Consider the following 19,475-nt stretch of genomic DNA (forward strand, 5'->3'; position numbering starts at 1 on the left):
AAAGGCAGACTCCCTAGAGTCTGCCTTTTCTGAGACCTTTCAAATGCCTAGCCGATGTCTTCGGACCAGTTCTCGAGGTAGGCCTTGAAGTCGGACATGAACTTGCCGGCGTCTGCTCCGTCGACGATGCGGTGGTCGAAGCCGAGAGTGAAGCGCTGGATGGAACGAATCGCAATCGAGTCGTTGCCGTCCTTATCGGTGATGACTTCGGCTTCCTTGTTGAGGCCGCCGATGCCAAGGATCGCACTCTGTGGCTGATTGATAATGGGGGTTCCGAACTGCTCGCCGAAGATGCCGGAGTTGGTCAATGTGAAGGTTCCACCGGAGATTTCATCTGGTGCCAGCTTCTTGTTGCGGGCTCGGTCTGCGACGTCGACGATGCCACGCGCGATGCCCAGGAAGTTTTTCTCTTCGGTCTGCTTGAGGACAGGAACAATGAGGCCCCAATCGAGCGCTACGGCGATTCCGATGTTGATGTTCTTGTTGTAGCGGATCGCTTCGCCTTCGATTGAACCATTGACGACGGGATGCTTGCGCAATGCAACGATCGCTGCGCGAGTGATGAAGGGCATGTACGTGAGCTTGACGCCGTTGCGCTGCTCGTACTTTGACTTCTCCTTCTCGCGGAGTTTCACGATGCGAGTCATGTCGACCTTAAAGACGGTATGGACATGGGGGCTGGTGCGCTTGGATTCGACCATACGCTGCGCGATGATGGAGCGCATCTTGGTCATCGGAACGAGCTCGCCTGGTTGGGGCTGAGGGGCGGCGGGCTTTGCAGCAGCTGGGGCAGGTGCGGAGGCCGGCGCAGCTACAGATGCCGCGGCGACAGGCTTTGGACCCTGTTCGAGATGGCTCACGATGTCGGTCTTGGTGATGCGGCCAGATGCTCCGGTACCAGGGACCTGAGAGAGATCGACGTTGTTGTCTTTTGCGATCTTACGAACAAGCGGAGACGAGCGGACGCGTTCGCCAGCTGCAGTCGAAGCGGAAGATGCGGCGGTGACAGGAGCAGGCGCTGTTGCGGTCGGTGCAGGGGTCGATGAAGCTGGAGCGGCTGTCTTTCCGGCCGCGCCGCCGATAACCGCGACGACCGTATTGATCGTAACGGTGGCACCTTCCGGAACTTTAATCTCCGAGAGGGTACCGGCGACTGGGGAGGGGATCTCCGCGTCGACTTTGTCGGTTGAGATTTCGAAGATGGGCTCATCGCGCTGGACGGTGTCGCCAACCTTCTTGAGCCACTTCGTAATTGTGCCTTCGGTGATGGACTCGCCCATTTGGGGCATCAGGACTTCGGTGCCCGGACCTGCCGCCGGGGGCGCATTTCCCTGGACTGCGGGCGCGGCATCGGCGGTGGTGACAGTGTTGGCTGCTGGGGCGGCGGCGGTCTCAGCTTTTGCAGGCGAAGCCGCAGATGCCGACGACGAGCCTGCTTCGTCGATGCTGCAGACGACTGTGTTGATCTGGACCGTGGTGCCTTCGGAGATTTTGATCTCCTTGAGAGTACCGGCGGCGGGTGAAGGAATCTCCGCGTCGACCTTGTCGGTCGAGATTTCGAAAAGGGGCTCATCGCGCTGAATGGCGTCGCCCGGCTTCTTGAGCCATTTTGTGATGGTGCCTTCGGTGATGGATTCGCCCATCTGGGGCATAACTACGTCAGTCGGCATGAATTTCTCTTCTCCCCTGTTTTCAGGTGCGGTGTAGAGGTGCGTACGGTTCGAACCGTATTACATCGGCCCGGTCCGCGATCGGGCATACGCAAGTGGGATTATACGGCGGCAGAGCGATGGCTGGCCGCTTGGTGCGGTTAGCGAACAACGATAGCAGCGCCATTTTTGTCATTTCACACATGGGTGGTGAGTAGCTGGTCGACTGATTCGCACCATAGCATCTGCCGCTCGAAGACTCGGCCAAAGTTACGAGCGGTGGAATTAGAAGCAGACTCCATAGTTGGTTCGCGGTCTGAATCGGCTTCAAGTTCAAGGCTCGTTACTGGTCGATCGGCGATACCGCAGGGGATAATCCAGTCGAAATCTCTCAGGTCTGTAGTTACGTTGAGCGCGAAGCCGTGAGAGGTCACGCCCTGAGACACGTGGACACCTATCGCTGCGATCTTTTTCTCGGGGATGCTGCCACCGGCCATTGTCCAGACGCCTGTAAGCTTGCAGATTCGCTGAGTCATTACTCCGAAGTCGCCGCACGTGCGGATTAAGGCCTCTTCGAGCAGACGAACGTAGTCAACCGGGCCAAGATGGGGCCCCTTTTTGCTAGGCAAGTCGCCACGGAGGTCTATGATCGGATATCCGACCAGTTGCCCAGGGCCGTGATACGTGACATCGCCGCCACGATTAACCTCGTGGAGATCGACTCCGCGCATCGTGAGGATTTCGTCGCTAGCAAGGACGTTGGAGCGGTGTGCGTTGCGACCCAGGGTCAGGACGGGTGGATGCTCCACCATCAAAAGCGTGTCACCGATCAGATTCTGCTTTCGCGCGTCGATGACGTGTTGCTGGATGACCATTGCTTCGCGGTAGGGCGTGCGGCCGAGATTAAGAAGATTGATATGCATGCTGCTTCGCCGTATTGCCAAGTCTAAGAAAACAGCCGAGCCAGAGGCCCGGCTGCAATCCCCGAGAATTCAAAGGCTAAACGTTGACCGCCATCCCTTCGACGCTCGAGAAGCCGTCAAGGAGGGCCTCGGCGACCGTCGGATGTGCGTGGATAGTGAACATCATCTCTTCGATGGTCGCCTCGAGCTGAATTGCAGTAACGGCTTCGGCGATGATCTCGGTTGCGGTAGTGCCAATGATGTGAACGCCGAGAATCTCCCCATGCTTTGCGTCGGAGACGACTTTGACGAAGCCATCGTGAGCATCGAGGATCGTCGCCTTCGAGTTGCCGACGAACGGGAACTTTCCGATTTTCACTTGGTAACCCTTCTCTTTCGCCTGCGCCTCGGTGAGGCCAACGCTGGCAATTTGAGGGTCGCAATAGGTGCAACCAGGAATATGAGCGCGATTCACGGCCTTGGCGTACTTACCGGCGATTCGCGCCGCAACCACAAGACCTGCCATGCTGCCGACGTGCGCTAACTGAGGAAGGCCCGCAACGATATCGCCGATCGCGTAGATGCCTGGCTCGGTCGTCTCCATCCATTCATTGGTAACGATAAAACCGCGATCCGGAGTGATCTTCACCTTGTCGAGGCCGACATCGTAGGTTCGCGGCGCGCGCCCGACGGCTACGAGTACTTTCTCAGCTTGTTTGGTCTCACTCGTTCCGTCAGCCTTCGTAAAGTGAACCAACACACCGTCCTTATTCTTTTCAAACTTGTCGACCTTTGCTGATAGGTGCACGTCAATTTCACGTTTCTTGAAAAGGCGCAGCAGCTCCTTACTGATGTCCTCGTCCTCAGCGGGAACCATGCGCGGCAGAGCTTCAAGGATCGTTACTTCCGCTCCGAAGCTCTTGAAGATCGACGCGAACTCAACTCCGACTGCGCCGGATCCCACGACAACCAGCGATTTCGGCGCTTCGTCGATCTTGAGAATTTCGTAGTTCGTCAAAATCGTAGTGTCTGCCTTGTATCCAGGCAACATACGGGCATCGGAGCCCGTTGCCAGAACAACTTTTTTGGCTTTGATGGTCTCGGCCTTGCCGTCGGCGGTCTTCACTTCGATGGTGTGGACGCCGTCCTTCGCTGGACCGGTCAGGCGACCGTAACCCTTGATGGCGTTGATCTTATTCTTCTTCATCAGAAAGTCGAGACCCTTGGTGTGCCGCGTGATCACGTCGTCCTTGCGCGCCAAGACGCCCTTCCAGTTCAGCTTCGGCGGTGTTACATCGATGCCGTAGCGGTCGGCGTGCTTCAGGTGATCCCACAGTTCGGCAGAAAACAGCATCGATTTGGTGGGAATGCAGCCCCAGAGCAGGCAGGTTCCGCCTAAACGGTCGTTCGCATCGATCAGCGCCGCCTTGAGGCCATATTGTGAGGCGCGGATTGCGCAGGTATATCCGGCGGGTCCGCCGCCGAGCACCACTAAGTCATAAATCGTATCTGCCAAGGGAACACTCCGTAGTATGGAACCAACACACACCATCTTATTCGATTCGCCCAGAGCTTTTTGGATTCCGCGTGGCGAGCATCGGGAAACTCGTCAAACAATCAGCTAACTTAGCACCTTCGCTGCTTCCTTCGCGAAGTACGTCACGATGAAATCGGCTCCCGCTCGCCGGATCGACAAGAGCGATTCCATCATCGTCCGCTCAGGCTCCAGCCATCCACGTTGAAAAGCGGCGTGCAGCATCGAGTACTCTCCTGACACCTGGTACGCCCCCATCGGGAGGTCGTATCGCTCGCGCGCCGCCCGAATCACATCAAGATATGGCATCGCGGGCTTCATCAACAACATATCCGCGCCCTCTGCCATGTCCTGATCGATCTCCCGCATTGCCTCACGCAGGTTCGCACCGTCCATCTGGTAGCTGCGACGATCTCCGAACTGCGGGGCCGAGTCTGCCGCCTCGCGGAATGGTCCGTAGAATGCCGATGCAAACTTTGATGCGTAGCTCATCACCGGAATCTGTTCGTGGCCGCCTGCGTCGAGAGCACCTCGAATCGCTTCCACGCGCCCGTCCATCATGTCCGAAGGCGCCACAATGTCCGCACCCGCTTGAGCTAACGATGCAGCTGTCTTCGCAATCAGCACGACGCTCGAATCATTCTGAATCTCATAGTGATCGCCATCCCGCGCAACGACGCCGCAGTGTCCATGCGAGGTGTACTCGCACAAACAAACGTCAGCGATTGCCACTAGAGAATCGAGCGTTTTATTTTGCTTGATTGTTCGCAGCGCCTGCTGCACGATCCCGTCTTCGGCCCACGCCCCGGTCGCGTTATCGTCTTTCTGCGCTGGCAAGCCAAACAGTAGCAACCCTCCCAACCCGAGCGCCGCACAGGCCTCTGCCTCTTTAATCGCTTCGTCAATCGATAGATTGAAGACACCGGGCATCGAGCCGATCTCTTTGCGTATCCCTTCGCCGGGACAGATAAATAGCGGGTAAATCAGCGCACCGGGGTGGAGGTGGGTCTCGCGAACCAGAGATCGCATCGCCTCGGTTCGGCGCAGACGGCGCAGACGCGTTGCAGGAAAGTTCATGCTTCCAGTTTACGTCCAGCCCTCAGGTTCGGTCTGCGATCGCGTCGTACTCCAAGCCCGAAGCTCCCGGAGCCAGCACCCAAAGCGTATAGATTCCCAACGCAGTGCCAAAGAACGGCTTCAGCAGACTGAGGATTCCGACTACTATCGCGAGCGTCCGGCCCCATGGTCGACGCGTCAAAAGGCTATAGCCAACCAACAGCGCGAGGCCTGCCATCACCACCGTGTAAACAGCAATGACGGGCAGCAACGAGGCCATCCACGGCTGTCCAAAAATACCATGGGAGTGGTTGAACGGCCAGTCGTAGCCTCCAAATCCGCGCCCAGCGAAGGCATGCAGGAAAAACATGCCCATCAGGCCACTTATAAACCTGTACGCCCCAAAAGCACACCACAGCACCCCGAGCGTCTGCAGATGCCGCTGGACTCGCGGCACAAGAACGGGTACCGGCGGCTGCGGATATGCGGCATAAGTCGGTTGAGCAGCAATAACCTGCGCCCCGCACTTCGAACAAAAATAAACGCCATCTACTACTGAGGCTCCACAAGCCTGACATACCATCTCACACCTCCAACATCGCAAGGCGCCGGCCCTGCTCTCTTGTTGCTACGCAGGCGTTCTGCTGGCGGTTCCCCGCAAGGGTACGATAAAAGGAGTGACCTCTGCAGAACTATTACCGATCATCCCGTCCCCGCTCCGCGAAGCGAGCGCCGCAGCCTTGGAGTGGCCGCGTCTTCGCGAGTACATCGCGAACCGCACGTTCTCCGCTCTGGGCCGCGCCTGGGTTCTCGCCCTCGAACCCTGCGCCGACCTTGCCTGGATCGACCTGCAACAACAGCGCACAGCCGAGATGCGCACTATGCTCGCCCGCGGCGGGAGTTTCGAGTTCCAAGGACTTTTCGATCCAACTACCTTGCTCGAGAAGGCCCGCATCGAAGGCGCTGCCCTCGAATCAACCGAGATCCGCGACCTTCTCGCGGTGGTAGAACGCGTCGCTGCGTGGCGCAATCTCATCGACCCTCCGCCTAACGGCACGCGGTACGAATGGCCAGGTATCGCCGCACTCTCCGCGCCCCTGCTCGACTACGATCTCGCCCCGCTACTCCGCCTTCTGCGCGGAAAGATCGAGCCGGACGGCAGCCTCAACGACGATGCCTCGCCGGAACTGAACCGCATCCGCCGCGCCATGGAGCGCCAGCATCGAGCCATCGAGGCAAGCCTCCGCCGATCCCTGCAAAGCCTTAGCGAAGGTGGTAGCACTCAGGAAGATCTCATCACCATTCGCGGCGACCGTTTCGTCATCCCAGTGAAGTCAGAATTCAAACGCAAGGTCCCGGGCGTCATTCACGGCTCGTCGTCTTCCGGGCAGACCGTATTCGTCGAGCCCCTCGAGACCATCGAGCAGAATAACGAACTCGTTCGCCTTCTCGACGAAGAGCAATCAGAGATACACCGCATCCTCGTCGCCATGACCCACGCCCTCGGTCAGAACTCCGCCTCGATCCATCTCGGCGCCCGCATTCTTGCCGAAGTCGAATCTCACAGCGCCCGTGCACGTTTTGCCGAAACTCTCAATTGCTCCCGCCCTATCTTTGCGCAGGAACTCTCCCTCACGGCAGCTCGCCATCCTCTGCTGGAACTGCGTATGCGCGCAGCAGCGCTAGCCGATGGGACCGAACCAATCAGACCAGTCCCCCTCACCATCATTCTGCCACCCGAAGCCAAGCAACTCATCATCAGCGGCCCCAATACCGGCGGCAAAACTGTCTCTCTTAAAACGTTAGGCTTGCTCTCGCTGATGGCTCAGGCTGGCGTCCCTGTCCCTGCCGAAGAGGCTAAGCTCCCTCTCTTTGAAAACATCTACGCCGACATCGGCGACGCCCAATCCATCGAGCGCAATCTTTCCAGCTTCTCCGCTCACGTCGTCAATCTCGATCGCATCTCCCGTGAAGCGACATCGGATTCGCTAGTGCTGCTAGACGAGCTAGGCTCCGCCACCGACCCCGAAGAAGGCGCAGCTCTGGCCGTAGCCATCGCAACTCACTTCCTCAAGCTCAATGCCTGGTGCTGCATCACCACTCACCTCACCTCGCTCAAGGTCTACGCGGCCAACCACCCCGGAGTCCTCAACGCAGCCGTGGGTTTTGACCAACAGACCCTTACCCCCACCTACGAATTACGCCTCGGCGTGCCAGGGGCCTCTGCTGGTCTCAACATCGCGGCCCGCCTCGGTCTGGGCGCCGACATCATCGCGGCCGCTCGCGCGCAGATGACCACGCAGACCGCAGACATCGGTGCCTTTCTTGATCAGCTCCACGACCAGCTCACAGCAGCGGCAGCTGAGCGCGAGACCATGCAACAGCGTGAACGCGAACTATCCCGCGAGAGAGCCCGAGTCGAAGTCGAAGGCCGTGTCGAGCAAAAGGCTCGCACCAAAGAGCTAGAAACCAAACTCAACTCCCTTATCGAAAACTTCGCCTACCAACTACGCGAGACCGTCAAAGCAATCGATGACAAGGCACTGGCGCAAAAGATCGCACGCGACTCCGATCGGCGCATGGCGACCCTCCGTCGCGAGTTCTCCGAACAGTTCAACTCCACCGTCGTCGCCCACACTACTCGCGCCGATAAAAACGATCCCGCTGCTCAGCCCCACATCCCCAAAGGCATCAAGGTAGGGGATATCGTAAAGCTAAAGTCGCTTGGCCGTCAGGCAAGAGTCGACCGCGTCATCGACGCAAAAAACTTTGAAGTATCGATGGGCCCCATGAAGATGCGCGCCGCCATAGACGACATCGCGGAAGTCGAGTCCGTTAAGGTAGTCACCCCGCTCGAAGCCGCACGTAAACGGGGAGGCGTCACCGTGGCCACGGTCAACGACGACACCGACTATATGACGTCCGAGATCAACGTCATTGGCCGCACCGCCGACGAAGCTCAAACAGAAGTTGAACGCTTCATTGACCGCGCTTTTCTCGCCGGCCTGCCCCGAATCCGCATCGTTCACGGCACCGGTATGGGCGTACTCCGCCGAACCCTGCGCGAATACCTGCGCAATCACCCCCATGTCACCACGGTCACCGAGCCGCCCCAAAATCAAGGCGGGCAAGGAGCCACAGAGGTCGAACTTCGTCAGTGACAATCGTGCGATAATTCGGCCCAACAATGAACCGATCGCTTGCTTCCTGAAACGAAAGGACACCAACATGCCGTCCCATCGCACCCGCATCACCGTCATTGGTTGTGGTCACGTCGGAACAAGCTGCGCCTATGCCATACTCCAAAATCACCTGGCACGAGAGATCGTCCTCATCGGCGACTCCGAAAATCACGTTCATGGCGAAGCGCTCGATCTACAGCAGGCTGTACCGCTTGGCACCCCGGTAAAGATCTTCGCCGGAACGTATAAGGATGCAGCTACAAGCTCGATTGTGATCATGACTGTCGGCACGCCGGGCAAATTCAGCGGCTCGCGTCTCGACATGTTGGCAGGCAACGCTGTCATCGTCCGCAGTTGCCTCGGCAAGCTTATGGCGGAAGGTTTTGACGGCGTGCTCATCATCGCCACCAACCCCTTGGATGTTCTTACTTACATTGCTCAAACAGAGTCGGGACTACCCGCGAGCCAGATCATCGGCACGGGCACGCTCCTCGACAGCGAACGACTCCGTCACATCCTCGGGGAAAAATTAAATGTCGACGCGCGCTCCGTTCACGCTGCCATCATCGGCGAACATGGTGACTCCTCGGTCGCGGTGTGGAGCGCAGCGCAGGTCGCAGGCATCCCACTTGCTCTCTATCCTGGAGCTGAGTCGCTTCCGTCTCAGGAGGAGATCCTAACCAGTGTCCATCGCGCCGGTCCCGACGTTGCCATGCTCAAAGGCAACACTTGCTTTGCCATTGCGGCATGCGTGACGCGCATCTGCGAAGCAATTCTGCGCGACGAACGTTCTGTTCTCATCGTCTCAACTATGCTGACCGGTCAGTATGGCCTCAGAGATGTATCGCTCAGCACGCCCTGCATCGTGGGTAGCTGCGGTGTCGAGACGGTTCTTGAACTGCGCCTCAACGAAGACGAGCAGAGATCGCTCGAAGCCTCTGCAGCGGTGCTGAAGCATGCCTACGCACAACTCACCAAGGGCGCCGCTTAAGTGCTCCTACAACAGCCGCTTGACGTGTCAGGACCGGCTAATTGGCAGGTGTCTCTGACGAAGACATTTTATCTTTTTCGCTAGCCTTGGACATCACCGTGATGAGCGCGTCGTGAGTGGACCTGTTAAGACTCTTGGCTTTGTCGAATTCTATTTTCGCTTCACTAGCATTCCCCGTGGATCGGTAGAGACGACCAAGCCACATGTGAACGTTCACATCATCAGGAGTGAGCGCGGCGACCGCTTTGAATTCGCGCAACGCATCCTCTTTACGATTAGCCTCGGCATAGACAATTCCTAGATCGAGAAGGCCCATGGAGTTCGTGGGCTCCATCGCCACCACCCTTTCCAATAACGGCCTCGCATCTTCATTCCTGTTTAATTTGATATCTGAATCAGCGAGGTAGAGCATTGCTTTGGAGTAGTCGGGGGTATTCTCTAACTCGGCTTGAAACTCCCGGGAAGCTTCCTGAAACTGGAGTTGCGTCCATAACAAGTAGCCCAAGCCGAAATGCGCGTTCGGCTCCTTTGGATTCGCCTGAACTGCGGCGCGAAATTCCCTCGTTGCTCCGTTGGTGTCTTTCATCTCGTCTAATGCTTCGCCGACGAGCATGTCGGCCTCAGCCGACTCGGCGTTTTGCGCGATCATGCGGTGATAGACATCGAGAACGCAAGGGTATTGCTTCGACAATAAACAGCTATGCGCAAGAGCCAGAAGCAACGGAAGATTCTGTGTGTCGTGATCCGCTGCCTGCTTCAGGTAGGGGACTGCAGCCGCGTATTCTGCGAGACCGTAATGCGACATTCCGACGAGAACATTTAAACGCTGCTTCTCGGGCGAGGAGGGCGCCTGCGACTTGAGCAAGGAAGTGAAGATCTGAATAGCTTCTTTATATTGACCATCCTTGAAGAGCGCCAAGCCCAGGTTCAAACGCAGGCCGGGCATGTTCGGCTTGAGCGCCATGGCCTTGCGATAGAAGACAATTGCCTGGGGAAGATGTCCCTGGCGAGCTTCAAGAAGACCCAACCGGGCGAGAGGCACTGGATCTGTCGGGTGAGCTTCGGATGCGGCGATTAGGGCGTTTTCAGATTCGGGCCCATTTTCGTGTTGATCAAGCTGCGACTGGGTTGTCGTCTGCGTTGGAGTCTGCTGCGAGTGCAGGGCGAGGCTCGAGACGGTGATCGCGGCTGCCAGACAGCTGGCCAATCTGTAGCTCAAGACACCTCCCCTTCACATCATTTTCTCCTGCTGAGGCAACGCACGCAACGTTAGCAGCTAGGGTGTGAGTGTCCGGGCCGACCCGTAAGCAAAGAGCGGGCTAATCCTCTTTATAGATGGTCGCGCCTATGCGAATCGCCGTCGCGGGAATATAAATCAGGGCCCGATAGCGGTCCGCACGGTATCGGGACACGGTAACCTCTATGGGCACACGATCCTCTGTTATTGTGTTTCGCGAGATTGACAAGACACTTGTTTTTTCAGGGATTTTTAGCAGTCTGGACTCTTCGCGTGTCGCCGGCAGGATTTCGATTGTCTCGGCCGCCCAAGCTACGTGCACGCTAAACTGGTCACGGAGTGTTTGATAAAGCGACTGTTCCCCGAAGTTGATCTGTTGAATGCCCGGAAAGTGGCTGAGTGAGATGTAAGTTTTCTCAATTGCCATGGGAATGCCGTCCGCCAGTCGGAGGCGGCGAAGTCTCATCACTGGTGATCCCACTCGAACTTCGAGGCTTTCGGCAAGTTCGGCGGTCGCATCGATAACTTTCTGCTCCAGCAAGCGCGAAGCTGGGACCATGCCGCGTTCCGCGATCTCCTCTGTAAAGCCGCGCAGCTGTGTCAGAGGTTTTTCGCGTTTTGGTTTCGTGACGAAGGTCCCGCGCCCTCTTAGACTTGAGGCATAGCCGCTAGTTTTTAGCCCATGCAAAGCCTCGCGCGCCGTCACTCGGCTGACGTGATAGGCGCGCGCCAACTGCCACTCCGAAGTTAAAAGATCTCCTTCCCTCAATTCTCCCGAATGAATTTTTTCGACCAGCGCACGCTGAATCTGAAAGTACAACGGAACGAATCCTTTTCTGTCGAGAGGCCGCTCAGTTGTTGCGATCTGAGACGGCCTTCTCGACACTCGCTCACTAGTTTCTGCTCCGGCAAGTGGCATCATCGTTACCCATCAAGACACGGGTTTCGTTCCATTCGTGAGACCGCCGCGTCAGAAGTACATCTTCCCGCTGAACTGCATGGTGCGCGGTATATGAGCGCTTAGGGCTTGTCCAAAGGTGCCGCTTCCCAGAGTAGTATCGATTCCGCCGACTGCAGATCCACCTGGCCCGACGAAGTTAGTGTGATTGAAGAGATTGAAGGCCTCTGCACGGAGTTGAAGGTGGGCTCTCTCGCTGAACCTGAAGTTCTTTAACAGGCCCAGGTCAATTCTTTCGGTTCCTGGGCTGAGGAAACTTCCAACTCCGCTACTGCCGAAGTGACCCTGAGCACTGGAGAACGAGCTGGTAGTGAACCATTGGGTCTGACTCTTAGTAAGGTGAACGAGAGAGACCTGATCAGGCCGCGGCACAACATCCGCATTCGGACTGATCATCCCCAAACCACCGGGATACGTTCCGGCAGCGCACCCATTCGCAGTTGTAGCATCCGCGACACAGCCAAACGGATCGGTAGTCTGAGAAGTGGTCAAAGAAAGCCCAGAGTTAAAGGTCGTGATTCCCGAGAGCTCCCAACCGCCGAGTACTTGGCCAGTCAGTCCATGCTGCTCGCGGAAGAAGGGCGCTTTGTAGACGAAATTGGCGACGAATATTTGCGGCTCATTCAACGTAGAAGGCCCGTAGTCCAACTTCGGGTTATAGGCATAGGTGTTGGCAGTACCACGATCGTTGGCCTGATCTGAGAGGTTCTTCGACCAGGTGTACGCGAGGCCAAGGGTCAGGTCGCGCGTCGTCCGAATATTGAGCGATGCCTGCAGCGAGTTGTAGTTTGAAGTGAAGATGGGCAGCCTGGTATGGAAGTCCGAGTAGCCCAAATAGGGGCGAATGTTGTTGAGAGGAGAGTCTGGATTATCTTCCCTGGTGGAGAGTGTCGGCTGATTGAGATCCAACTCACCCAACAGGTGCCGTGATACTGACCCGACATAGGCTATTTCAAACATCATCGTTGGAGCCAATTGCTGCTGCACCGAGAGATTGTAGGAAGCATACGAAGGAACCTTGAAATCTGGGTTCCCGGTAGTCGTCAGCGCGTTCGGTCCCAGAGCAGGTGGAGCAGCAGAACCGGCACCCACCGGGTTATCAAACGATGCGTTTACGATTGTCGTGGTCTGCACCAGAGGCGGGTCCCCAAATGCGTTTTGCTCCCAGATGCCGTTGAGTGTGCGGTCAAAGAACAGTCCAAAACCACCGCGCAGAACGGTCTTGCCGTCTCCGAAGGGGCTATAGGCAAAGCCGACTCGAGGTCCGAAGTTCCAGCTATAGTTCGGATTAACGGTGCTGCCATAAGGGGAACACGCGACTTGCGCAGAGATCGCCTGAGCGGCCGTGCAGGCACTCCCCTGAGGAAAGATCAAGCCGTTGGCGTAGGTCGCCGGCGTGTAGAGTTGCCCGGCAGCGAAGTTTCCGTCGCTGTCGAGTGCCGGAGCTTGAGTCGGCTTATATAAAAGCGGATCAAAGTTGACCAACGTATCTTTTGCGTCGGAGGGCGATGGGAATCTTGTCCAGCGGAGCCCGAGGTTCAATGTCAGTCTGTGATTGAGTTTCCAGTCATCCTGGACATACGCTTCTGTGTTCCAGAACCGCAGGTCGGGAACGATATCCCGGCTGGCCTGCGAGTATTGGTTAACATTCCCCAACAGGAAATCTCCCCAGGTATTGAAGCTGAAGTTTGGATTACCCTCTGAGGCGTCTTCTGTCTTCAACATCTGCTGAGCCGTGAAACCCGCACGTATGGTGTGATTTCCCAGAGTCACCGAGAAGTTGTCGAAAATATTGCGATCAAGGTCGCGCTCAAAGTAGGGCGCGCTACCTTGTGCAACGCCAGTGACAGACCCGTCCAGGATACTTACGCTCGGAATGCGGCCGTAGGGGTCTGGGTTAGCAAGATTGTTAGTCAGCGAAGCAAGAACAGAAGGAGAGTTCGCCGCGCCGGAGAGTGTGCCGTTAATAGTTCCCTGCGAATAGGCAAACTCTACCTCATTCACCATCTTCGGAGAGATAGTCCAGGTTAGATTGGCAACCACATTCTTTCCGGGAGCGTTGATGCCCACATTTACAACCCCTGGGTAGTTGGCTCCGCCCCAAAGACCTGTAGGCAGATTGCTCGGAGCGTCATCCTGCATGCCGCGTGCGAAGAAATGTAGCTTGTCATTGAAGTAGTGGTCGACGCGAACCAGATCCTGGCGGAAATTATTCAACGAAGAGTAGGAACTGAACACAGTGCCATTGGTAAAGCCGGTGGTAGGATTAACGGCCGTAGCATTCGCTTGAAACTTACTGAAAATCTGAGACAGGTACACCTTGGAATTAGCGCTATAGCACGCGGGATTAGCCACAGCGACACCAGTGGCAGGGTCATACGAGCTGACGCAACCGGCTCCCACGGCGGCTACCGTTCCTGCGTACTGACTAGGAGTCTCGTAGAAGGTTCCACCCAACTCTGCCGCAGTAGGTGCAGCGACGTTGTTTGTCGAGGGTTCTGTAATCTTGCGCCATTCCTCGGACCAGAAGAAGAAGGTCTTCGTTTTATTAGTGTTGTAAACATGTGGGATAAAAATGGGTCCACCTACGGTAAATCCGTAGTTGTTGTAGTGATCCGCCGCGCGCGGAACACCTTGCTGGTTGTTGAAGTAGTTGTTTGCGTTGGTGTTGGCTGTGCGCACAAACTCATAGGCAGAACCATGAAAGGCACTCGTACCCGATCTGGTGGCAACCAGAACCTGACCGCCGCCGCTACGACCAAAACTGGCGTCGTAGGAGCTTCGTTCCAGGGTGAACTCCTGAATAGCATCGACGCTTGGGATGTTAAGCAGAGTGGCGTTTGATCCGCTATCGTTGATATCCGCGCCGTCGACCGTCCAGTTGTTCGCCGTGGTGCGCGCCCCGTTTACAGAGACAGCGGACACACTATTGATCCCACCGAATCCCGGCTGGTCCCCGAGCAGATTCACAACGCCGGGCTGGAGTGTCACTAACTGTTGAAAGTTGCGGTTGACGAGCTCTAGCTCGCGCAACTGTGTTCCAGAGATGGTCCCAGCCTGCGAACTGCTTTCAGTATCGAGGGCGACCGGATTATCCTCCACGGTCACAGTCTGGCTTTGGCCTCCGACCTTTAGTTGCGCGTTGACCGTACGCTTTTGTGCAACGTTCAAAATCACATTACGATCGGTGAAGTTTTCAAAGCTAGGATCTGAAACGGTGATTGTGTAGGTGCCGGCCGAGAGGTTGGTCGCGGTGTAATTGCCCGACTCGTTGGTCTGCACGACACGGGAGGCCCCGCTTACTCCGTTGAGCGTGATCGTAATAGTAGCGTGGGGAATTACTGCACCGCTCGCGTCTGTAACTGTGCCGGTAAAGGTTCCCGCCAGTTCTTGCCCGCGCGCCAGAAGCGGAAGCGCAAGCAAAATTAGCATCATAAGAAGACATGACTGGCCCCTGACAAAGCCCTTCGCCTTTTTAGGGACAGACGGAACAGACGCAAATGAGAATCCATCCGTTGAAGCCCCTATATTTGTTTTGCGATCCAAACAACTTGTCTCTCTCATAAGCCTCTCCCATAAGTGTTGCGCTTTTCGATCTCATTGCCACCGTTTTTATGACTGGTGCCGGTGCTCTATCAAGGCTGAAATTAGGTTACGAGGCGTCCTCACCCTATAGTTTGGTAAAGACGCCCCAAGCCATCAGCAAAGTCTCTATGGATTCAGACCTGCAGCAAGTGCTTTTACAATTGTGCCGTTCGCATCGTCGTCTTTTACTGCCCACACATACCCGCCACCAAGTCCATGCGCCTTGATGTAAGTCGCCTTCGCGGCTATTGAAGTAGCGTCATCATAGCTGAAGACTGTCTGTGTGGATAGATTGAACGCTGAAGTAGCGATCCTAGTGGAGTCATAGCAAGCGGTGTAACCGTTGCTCAAAAGGTTCTTGATTGTTGCATAGGTTGCAAGACCATTCGTTAGTATCGGGTCGCATCCTGCTGCCGGTGAACTTTGATTGTTTCCCGTCGAGCAAAGACCAACCCCATTCGCGTTGGGAACAGGGGAAACCTGTGTCGCGTTCTGATATTCCCCACAGTTTGTACTGTTAAGTCCGCCAGTCCACCCAGCACCATAAGCCGGGAAGCCCATGGTGTATTTGTAGGCTGGTACGCCCTTTGCGAGGTAGTAGTTCACCGTTGCATCGATCGTGTTGCCGGTTCCATTTAGAGGATCGGCAGCATCATCGTAGATAGGGGATGCGTCATTAGTTGCTAATTCCCAGTCTCCGGCATAGTTGTAGCCATCGATGGTTACGAAATCCGATTGAGCGAAGGTGCCTGGGATATCGATCGTATCGAACCCCCCTGGGTTATTGGCGTCCGACGGACCCGCGGGTGCGTCGTAGGTCAAAAGATACGTTTTGCCAGTGGTTGTCGACAAGGCGGTAAGTTGCCTGCGAAACTCTGTCAACAATGCGGTGAAGTTAGTCGTGTCCGTCGGTGTCGGAAACTCCCAGTCGATGTTAATCCCATCGAATAGGCCGGGAGCAGTGACGCCCGAAGCTATATTGCCTTGGATAAAGATATTGATGCAAGAGCTGGCAAGTGCTGTGCGTCCGGCGGCGGTACTGGCGGCGGTTGTGAAGGCCGACACTGCTGCAGCGGATGCGCCGCCTATAGAGATGATCGCTTTCAGATTAGGATTAGCCGCCTTGAGTTGTTGGATTGCGCCGAAGTTTCCATAAACACCTCCAGCTCCACTGTAGGGCCCAGTTACCTGAGGCACGCCTAGTTTCTGGTAGTCAGCATACGAATCGGCGATGACGCATGCTGCGGTCGCAGAAGTCGGCGCAGTCATACCGCTGAAAGCGTAGAAGAGGTGCGTGAGCTTATTCGCAACCCCATTGGTTTGCATGTTCGCAATGTTGTAGCCGGCGTAATAAATGCTCCATTCTTCAAACCATCCGCCAACGACCAAGGTAGTTGGTGCGGTTGTCGTGACGCTTACCGACGTTCCAGGGGAGGTGCCTGCAAAGTCTGTAGCAACGACTGTAAAGGTGTAGCTAGTGGATGGAGCCAGCCCGCTTTCAGTATCAGACGGAACGGAAGATGTTAGAGTAGATGTCCCTCCCGAGATCGAATAGCTGATCGTGCAACCAGAAGGAGCAGAGACTGCTGTCCAGCTGAGGTTTGCGGTTGAGCTGGTCGCGCCCGATGCCGTCAATCCCGTTGGGGCGCTGGGCACGGTCGTGCAGGAGCTTGGAGAGGTTTTTACACTGAGAGCGGTGCTCGCCGCCGATGTACCGGCAGCATCTGTCGCCTCGACGGTAAAGCCGTAGGTCGTTGAAGGAGTGAGGCCCGTCACAACATCGGAGGCCGCCGTTGGCGTGGCAATGGAGGTTCCGCCCTGCAATACTTTGTAGCTGACACTACAGCCAGCCGGAGCGGAGACTGCAGTCCAAGCCAGGTTTGTGCCGGTGCTCGTCGTACCCGAAGCCGCCAATCCAGTGGGAACACTTGGCACAGTTGTGCAGCTCGAACAGGCGCCCGTCGCAGTCCAGGGTAGGCCACTGCCCGCGGGCCCGCTGTTGGATGCCGGACTCTGATTCTGCGTCCAGAAATTCGCGACGTAGTTCTGGCCTCCAAGGCTGGCTGTCATTCCCCCCGTATACACGGTGGTGGCGCTCCATGGCGTGCTGCACGAGCCTCCAGTGCCGCCTGAGCTTGTTGTGGTCGTTACGCTAACGGGGGAACTAGCTGCTGATGTACCGGCTGCGTCGGTGGCTTCCACCGTGAAGCTGTAAGCGGTGGAAGCAGAAAGTCCAGTTACTGCATCGGATGTTGTGGTGGGTGTGCCGATTGCAGTTGCACCCTGCAATACTTTGTAGCTAACGCTGCACCCGGTGGGAGTTGTCACTGCAGACCAACTGAGGTTTGTGCCGGAACTGGTCGTGCCGGAAGCCGTTAGGCCAGTTGGAGTGCTGGGTATGGTTGTGCAGGAGCTACCACCGCTGACCTGCTGCCAAAGGGCTGGCGCGTCGATGGGATCCCAACCGACTTCGGAGACATTGGCTTGGAGAGCTTTGTATTCGACGCCTTGATACATCACCAGCGATCCGACGGAGTAAGACACGCCGACTGCCCAATTGGGAATCGTCTGCGCTGATGCCCTCGTGGGCTGCCAACATGCGATCATGCTTAAGATCAGAAATAGCGGGAATACTGCACGTTTCATTTTGTCTCCTTAGGCTTGACGGCTATGTTTACGTCCATCAGCGGTTGAGAAGTTGAGCAGCTCGGTTCCTTACGCAAGAGCGGATTGAGGCAAGAGCTATGAGTGAACCGGGAAATTGTTTCAATGACCAGATTCGGCGATCGCTATCAGCAGCGATTCGATCTTCCCGACGGTCAAATCCTTCATTGCCGCATGAGAACGGGTAGCTACAAAGCCGTAGGTGCGACGTTTGTCAGAAACACAACTTTCAGTCCTAAAAAGATACTTAGGAACCTATCGTTAATATCTAAGGTCGTCAACAAAAAACATTTTATTTGCTTGCTTTAAATGGTTTGGCCCTTCGCACGGACCGGCTTTACCGGCAAACCATCTCACCTCAATACCCTGCAAGCCAGGAATAAGCTCGAACCGCTATGTGCCGCATGTCGGTGATTGCGTCCGCGACAATTCAACCCACCAAAAGCTCCAAGAGGACAAAGCGGCTTGATTTCTGTGCCGGAGCTAATTGCCTAGGAGCGTTTGTTCCGAATTTTGCATTGACACCGCTATGCCACCCCACGCAACCGCCGAATTTCCAAGACTACTTGGAAGCACGCTGGCCACAGCTACTTCGCTCTTTTGCAGCATCTCCACAGTTGGCTGCAACAGGGCCGCATGAGCGCCTAGATCCCCTCCAACTACAAAAAGATTTGGATTCAGGATGAGGGAGAGATTGAGGATTACATCCTTGAGCAAGCGAGCGCGTTGCAGCGCAATTTTTTGCGCGAGCGGGTCGCCTTCGAGCGCAAGGTCAAAGACTTTGCTCGCTTTTCGCAGCTTGGTTTTTTGGCTGGACTTGCTACTGACTGCATTCCAGCTCTTCAGAATGCCAGGGCCCCCTAACACCTGCTCAAGCGCGCCGAAATCGTATAGCGATGGCTGCATGCTTGAGACGTTTGGGACTCGAAGATAGCCGATTTCTCCAGCCGACCAACTTGCCCCGTGTACTATCTGTCCGTTGAGAAATATACCGGCGCCGACACCCGATCCGACCCCGATAAAGACGAAGCTCTCTTCCGCTTGAGCTACACCGCGAAAGTGTTCACCAAGTGCAGCAAGGTTAGTATCGTTTTCGACGAAGAGGGCGCATGCAAAATGCTCTCTCAGCAGATCCCGCAGCGCAACGTTTCTCCAAGAGCCTGAATCGCTGACAGAGATAACTATGCCATCTTTTGCATTCGTAATTCCGGCAACGCCGACGGTCATCGCAACTAACTTCTTTGACGACAGATTGCGTCTCTGCATCATCGCCTTCAGCGAACTGCGCAGCACTCCGATGACATCATCAGGGCTACGTGCCTCCTTCGGTAAAGCCTCGCTTTGCTCATCGAGAAGAGTTCCGTTGAGATCAGTAAGCAGGATTCGAAGGGCGTCTGCAGTGACATCGACCCCAGCGACACAACCGTAGTCAGCGTTAAAACGTAGGTTTTCTGGCGGGCGCCCCCCACCTGATACGCCCTCTCCGATCCACTGAATGAGACCTAGATCATCGAGGTCGGATATGACATTTGCAACCGTAGGAGCGCTCATTCCCGTCTCGCGGACGAGATCTGCACGGGAGCAGGTACCGAGCTTTTTCAAAGACCTCAGAATCGTGCGCGCATTTGTCCGGCGCATGAGCGCTGGACTTCCGATTAGTACGCCATTTTTGCTCATCCTGCGCCTCGATGGGTATTATGCCATTCTCATTTTCTGC

At 56.1% G+C, this 19,475-nt stretch carries 12 protein-coding genes; 2 read left to right on the forward strand and 10 right to left on the reverse strand.

What is annotated here, in order from left to right; genetic code table 11:
* Window positions 1-47: 47 nt before the first annotated feature.
* The 5 genes from RBB77_RS02700 to RBB77_RS02720 form a co-directional block, all read right to left on the reverse strand.
* On the reverse strand, window positions 48-1,670 hold the full coding sequence (locus RBB77_RS02700) for a 2-oxo acid dehydrogenase subunit E2 (RefSeq protein ID WP_353064647.1): 1,623 nt from the start codon (window positions 1,668-1,670) through the stop codon (window positions 48-50).
* A gap of 176 nt (window positions 1,671-1,846) precedes the next feature.
* Entirely contained in the window at window positions 1,847-2,587 is a 741-nt protein-coding gene (gene lipB / locus RBB77_RS02705; protein WP_353067563.1) for a lipoyl(octanoyl) transferase LipB, read from the reverse strand.
* A 61-nt stretch (window positions 2,588-2,648) separates the two neighbouring features.
* Complete coding sequence (lpdA, locus tag RBB77_RS02710) at window positions 2,649-4,067, reverse strand: dihydrolipoyl dehydrogenase (protein ID WP_353064648.1); 1,419 nt, start codon at window positions 4,065-4,067, stop codon at window positions 2,649-2,651.
* Between the two features lie 105 nt (window positions 4,068-4,172).
* A complete protein-coding gene (gene hemB, locus RBB77_RS02715) occupies window positions 4,173-5,162 on the reverse strand; it encodes a porphobilinogen synthase (protein WP_353064649.1) in 990 nt (329 codons plus the stop codon).
* Window positions 5,163-5,184: 22 nt separating this feature from the next.
* Window positions 5,185-5,724 carry a zinc ribbon domain-containing protein gene (locus RBB77_RS02720; RefSeq protein ID WP_353064650.1) on the reverse strand — a complete coding sequence of 180 codons (540 nt, stop codon included), beginning with the start codon at window positions 5,722-5,724 and terminating at the stop codon, window positions 5,185-5,187.
* A 94-nt stretch (window positions 5,725-5,818) separates the two neighbouring features.
* On the opposite strand from RBB77_RS02720, the gene RBB77_RS02725 reads away from it, so the two are divergent.
* Window positions 5,819-8,302, forward strand: coding sequence for an endonuclease MutS2 (locus RBB77_RS02725; protein WP_353064651.1), 2,484 nt, complete (start codon window positions 5,819-5,821; stop codon window positions 8,300-8,302).
* A gap of 67 nt (window positions 8,303-8,369) precedes the next feature.
* Window positions 8,370-9,314, forward strand: a complete 945-nt coding sequence (locus RBB77_RS02730; protein ID WP_353064652.1) for an L-lactate dehydrogenase — start codon at window positions 8,370-8,372, stop codon at window positions 9,312-9,314.
* Between the two features lie 37 nt (window positions 9,315-9,351).
* Here the strand turns inward: RBB77_RS02730 and RBB77_RS02735 are convergent, their stop codons facing one another.
* From RBB77_RS02735 to RBB77_RS02755, 5 genes are all read right to left on the reverse strand, one after another.
* Window positions 9,352-10,356, reverse strand: a complete 1,005-nt coding sequence (locus tag RBB77_RS02735; RefSeq protein WP_353064653.1) for a tetratricopeptide repeat protein — start codon at window positions 10,354-10,356, stop codon at window positions 9,352-9,354.
* Between the two features lie 277 nt (window positions 10,357-10,633).
* Window positions 10,634-11,371 carry a GntR family transcriptional regulator gene (locus RBB77_RS02740; RefSeq protein WP_353064654.1) on the reverse strand — a complete coding sequence of 246 codons (738 nt, stop codon included), beginning with the start codon at window positions 11,369-11,371 and terminating at the stop codon, window positions 10,634-10,636.
* Window positions 11,372-11,521: 150 nt separating this feature from the next.
* Window positions 11,522-14,944, reverse strand: a complete 3,423-nt coding sequence (locus tag RBB77_RS02745; RefSeq protein ID WP_353064655.1) for a carboxypeptidase regulatory-like domain-containing protein — start codon at window positions 14,942-14,944, stop codon at window positions 11,522-11,524.
* A 276-nt stretch (window positions 14,945-15,220) separates the two neighbouring features.
* Window positions 15,221-17,740 (reverse strand): glycosyl hydrolase family 18 protein, encoded by a 2,520-nt coding sequence (locus RBB77_RS02750; RefSeq protein ID WP_353064656.1) that lies wholly within the window; start codon window positions 17,738-17,740, stop codon window positions 15,221-15,223.
* 501 nt (window positions 17,741-18,241) lie between these two features.
* Window positions 18,242-19,309, reverse strand: coding sequence for an ROK family protein (locus tag RBB77_RS02755; RefSeq protein WP_353064657.1), 1,068 nt, complete (start codon window positions 19,307-19,309; stop codon window positions 18,242-18,244).
* Between the last annotated feature and the right edge of the window lie 166 nt (window positions 19,310-19,475).

Source organism: Tunturibacter psychrotolerans, assembly GCF_040359615.1.
GTDB lineage: Bacteria > Acidobacteriota > Terriglobia > Terriglobales > Acidobacteriaceae > Edaphobacter > Edaphobacter psychrotolerans.

Bases quoted from the DNA above. Each gene is read 5' to 3' on its own strand.
- RBB77_RS02700 (WP_353064647.1), bottom strand. From the start codon at position 1,670: ATGCCGACTGACGTAGTTATGCCCCAGATGGGCGAATCCATCACCGAA.
- hemB (WP_353064649.1), bottom strand. From the start codon at position 5,162: ATGAACTTTCCTGCAACGCGTCTGCGCCGTCTGCGCCGAACCGAGGCG.
- RBB77_RS02720 (WP_353064650.1), bottom strand. From the start codon at position 5,724: ATGGTATGTCAGGCTTGTGGAGCCTCAGTAGTAGATGGCGTTTATTTT.
- RBB77_RS02730 (WP_353064652.1), top strand. From the start codon at position 8,370: ATGCCGTCCCATCGCACCCGCATCACCGTCATTGGTTGTGGTCACGTC.
- RBB77_RS02745 (WP_353064655.1), bottom strand. From the start codon at position 14,944: ATGATGCTAATTTTGCTTGCGCTTCCGCTTCTGGCGCGCGGGCAAGAA.
- RBB77_RS02750 (WP_353064656.1), bottom strand. From the start codon at position 17,740: ATGAAACGTGCAGTATTCCCGCTATTTCTGATCTTAAGCATGATCGCA.
- RBB77_RS02755 (WP_353064657.1), bottom strand. From the start codon at position 19,309: ATGAGCGCTCCTACGGTTGCAAATGTCATATCCGACCTCGATGATCTA.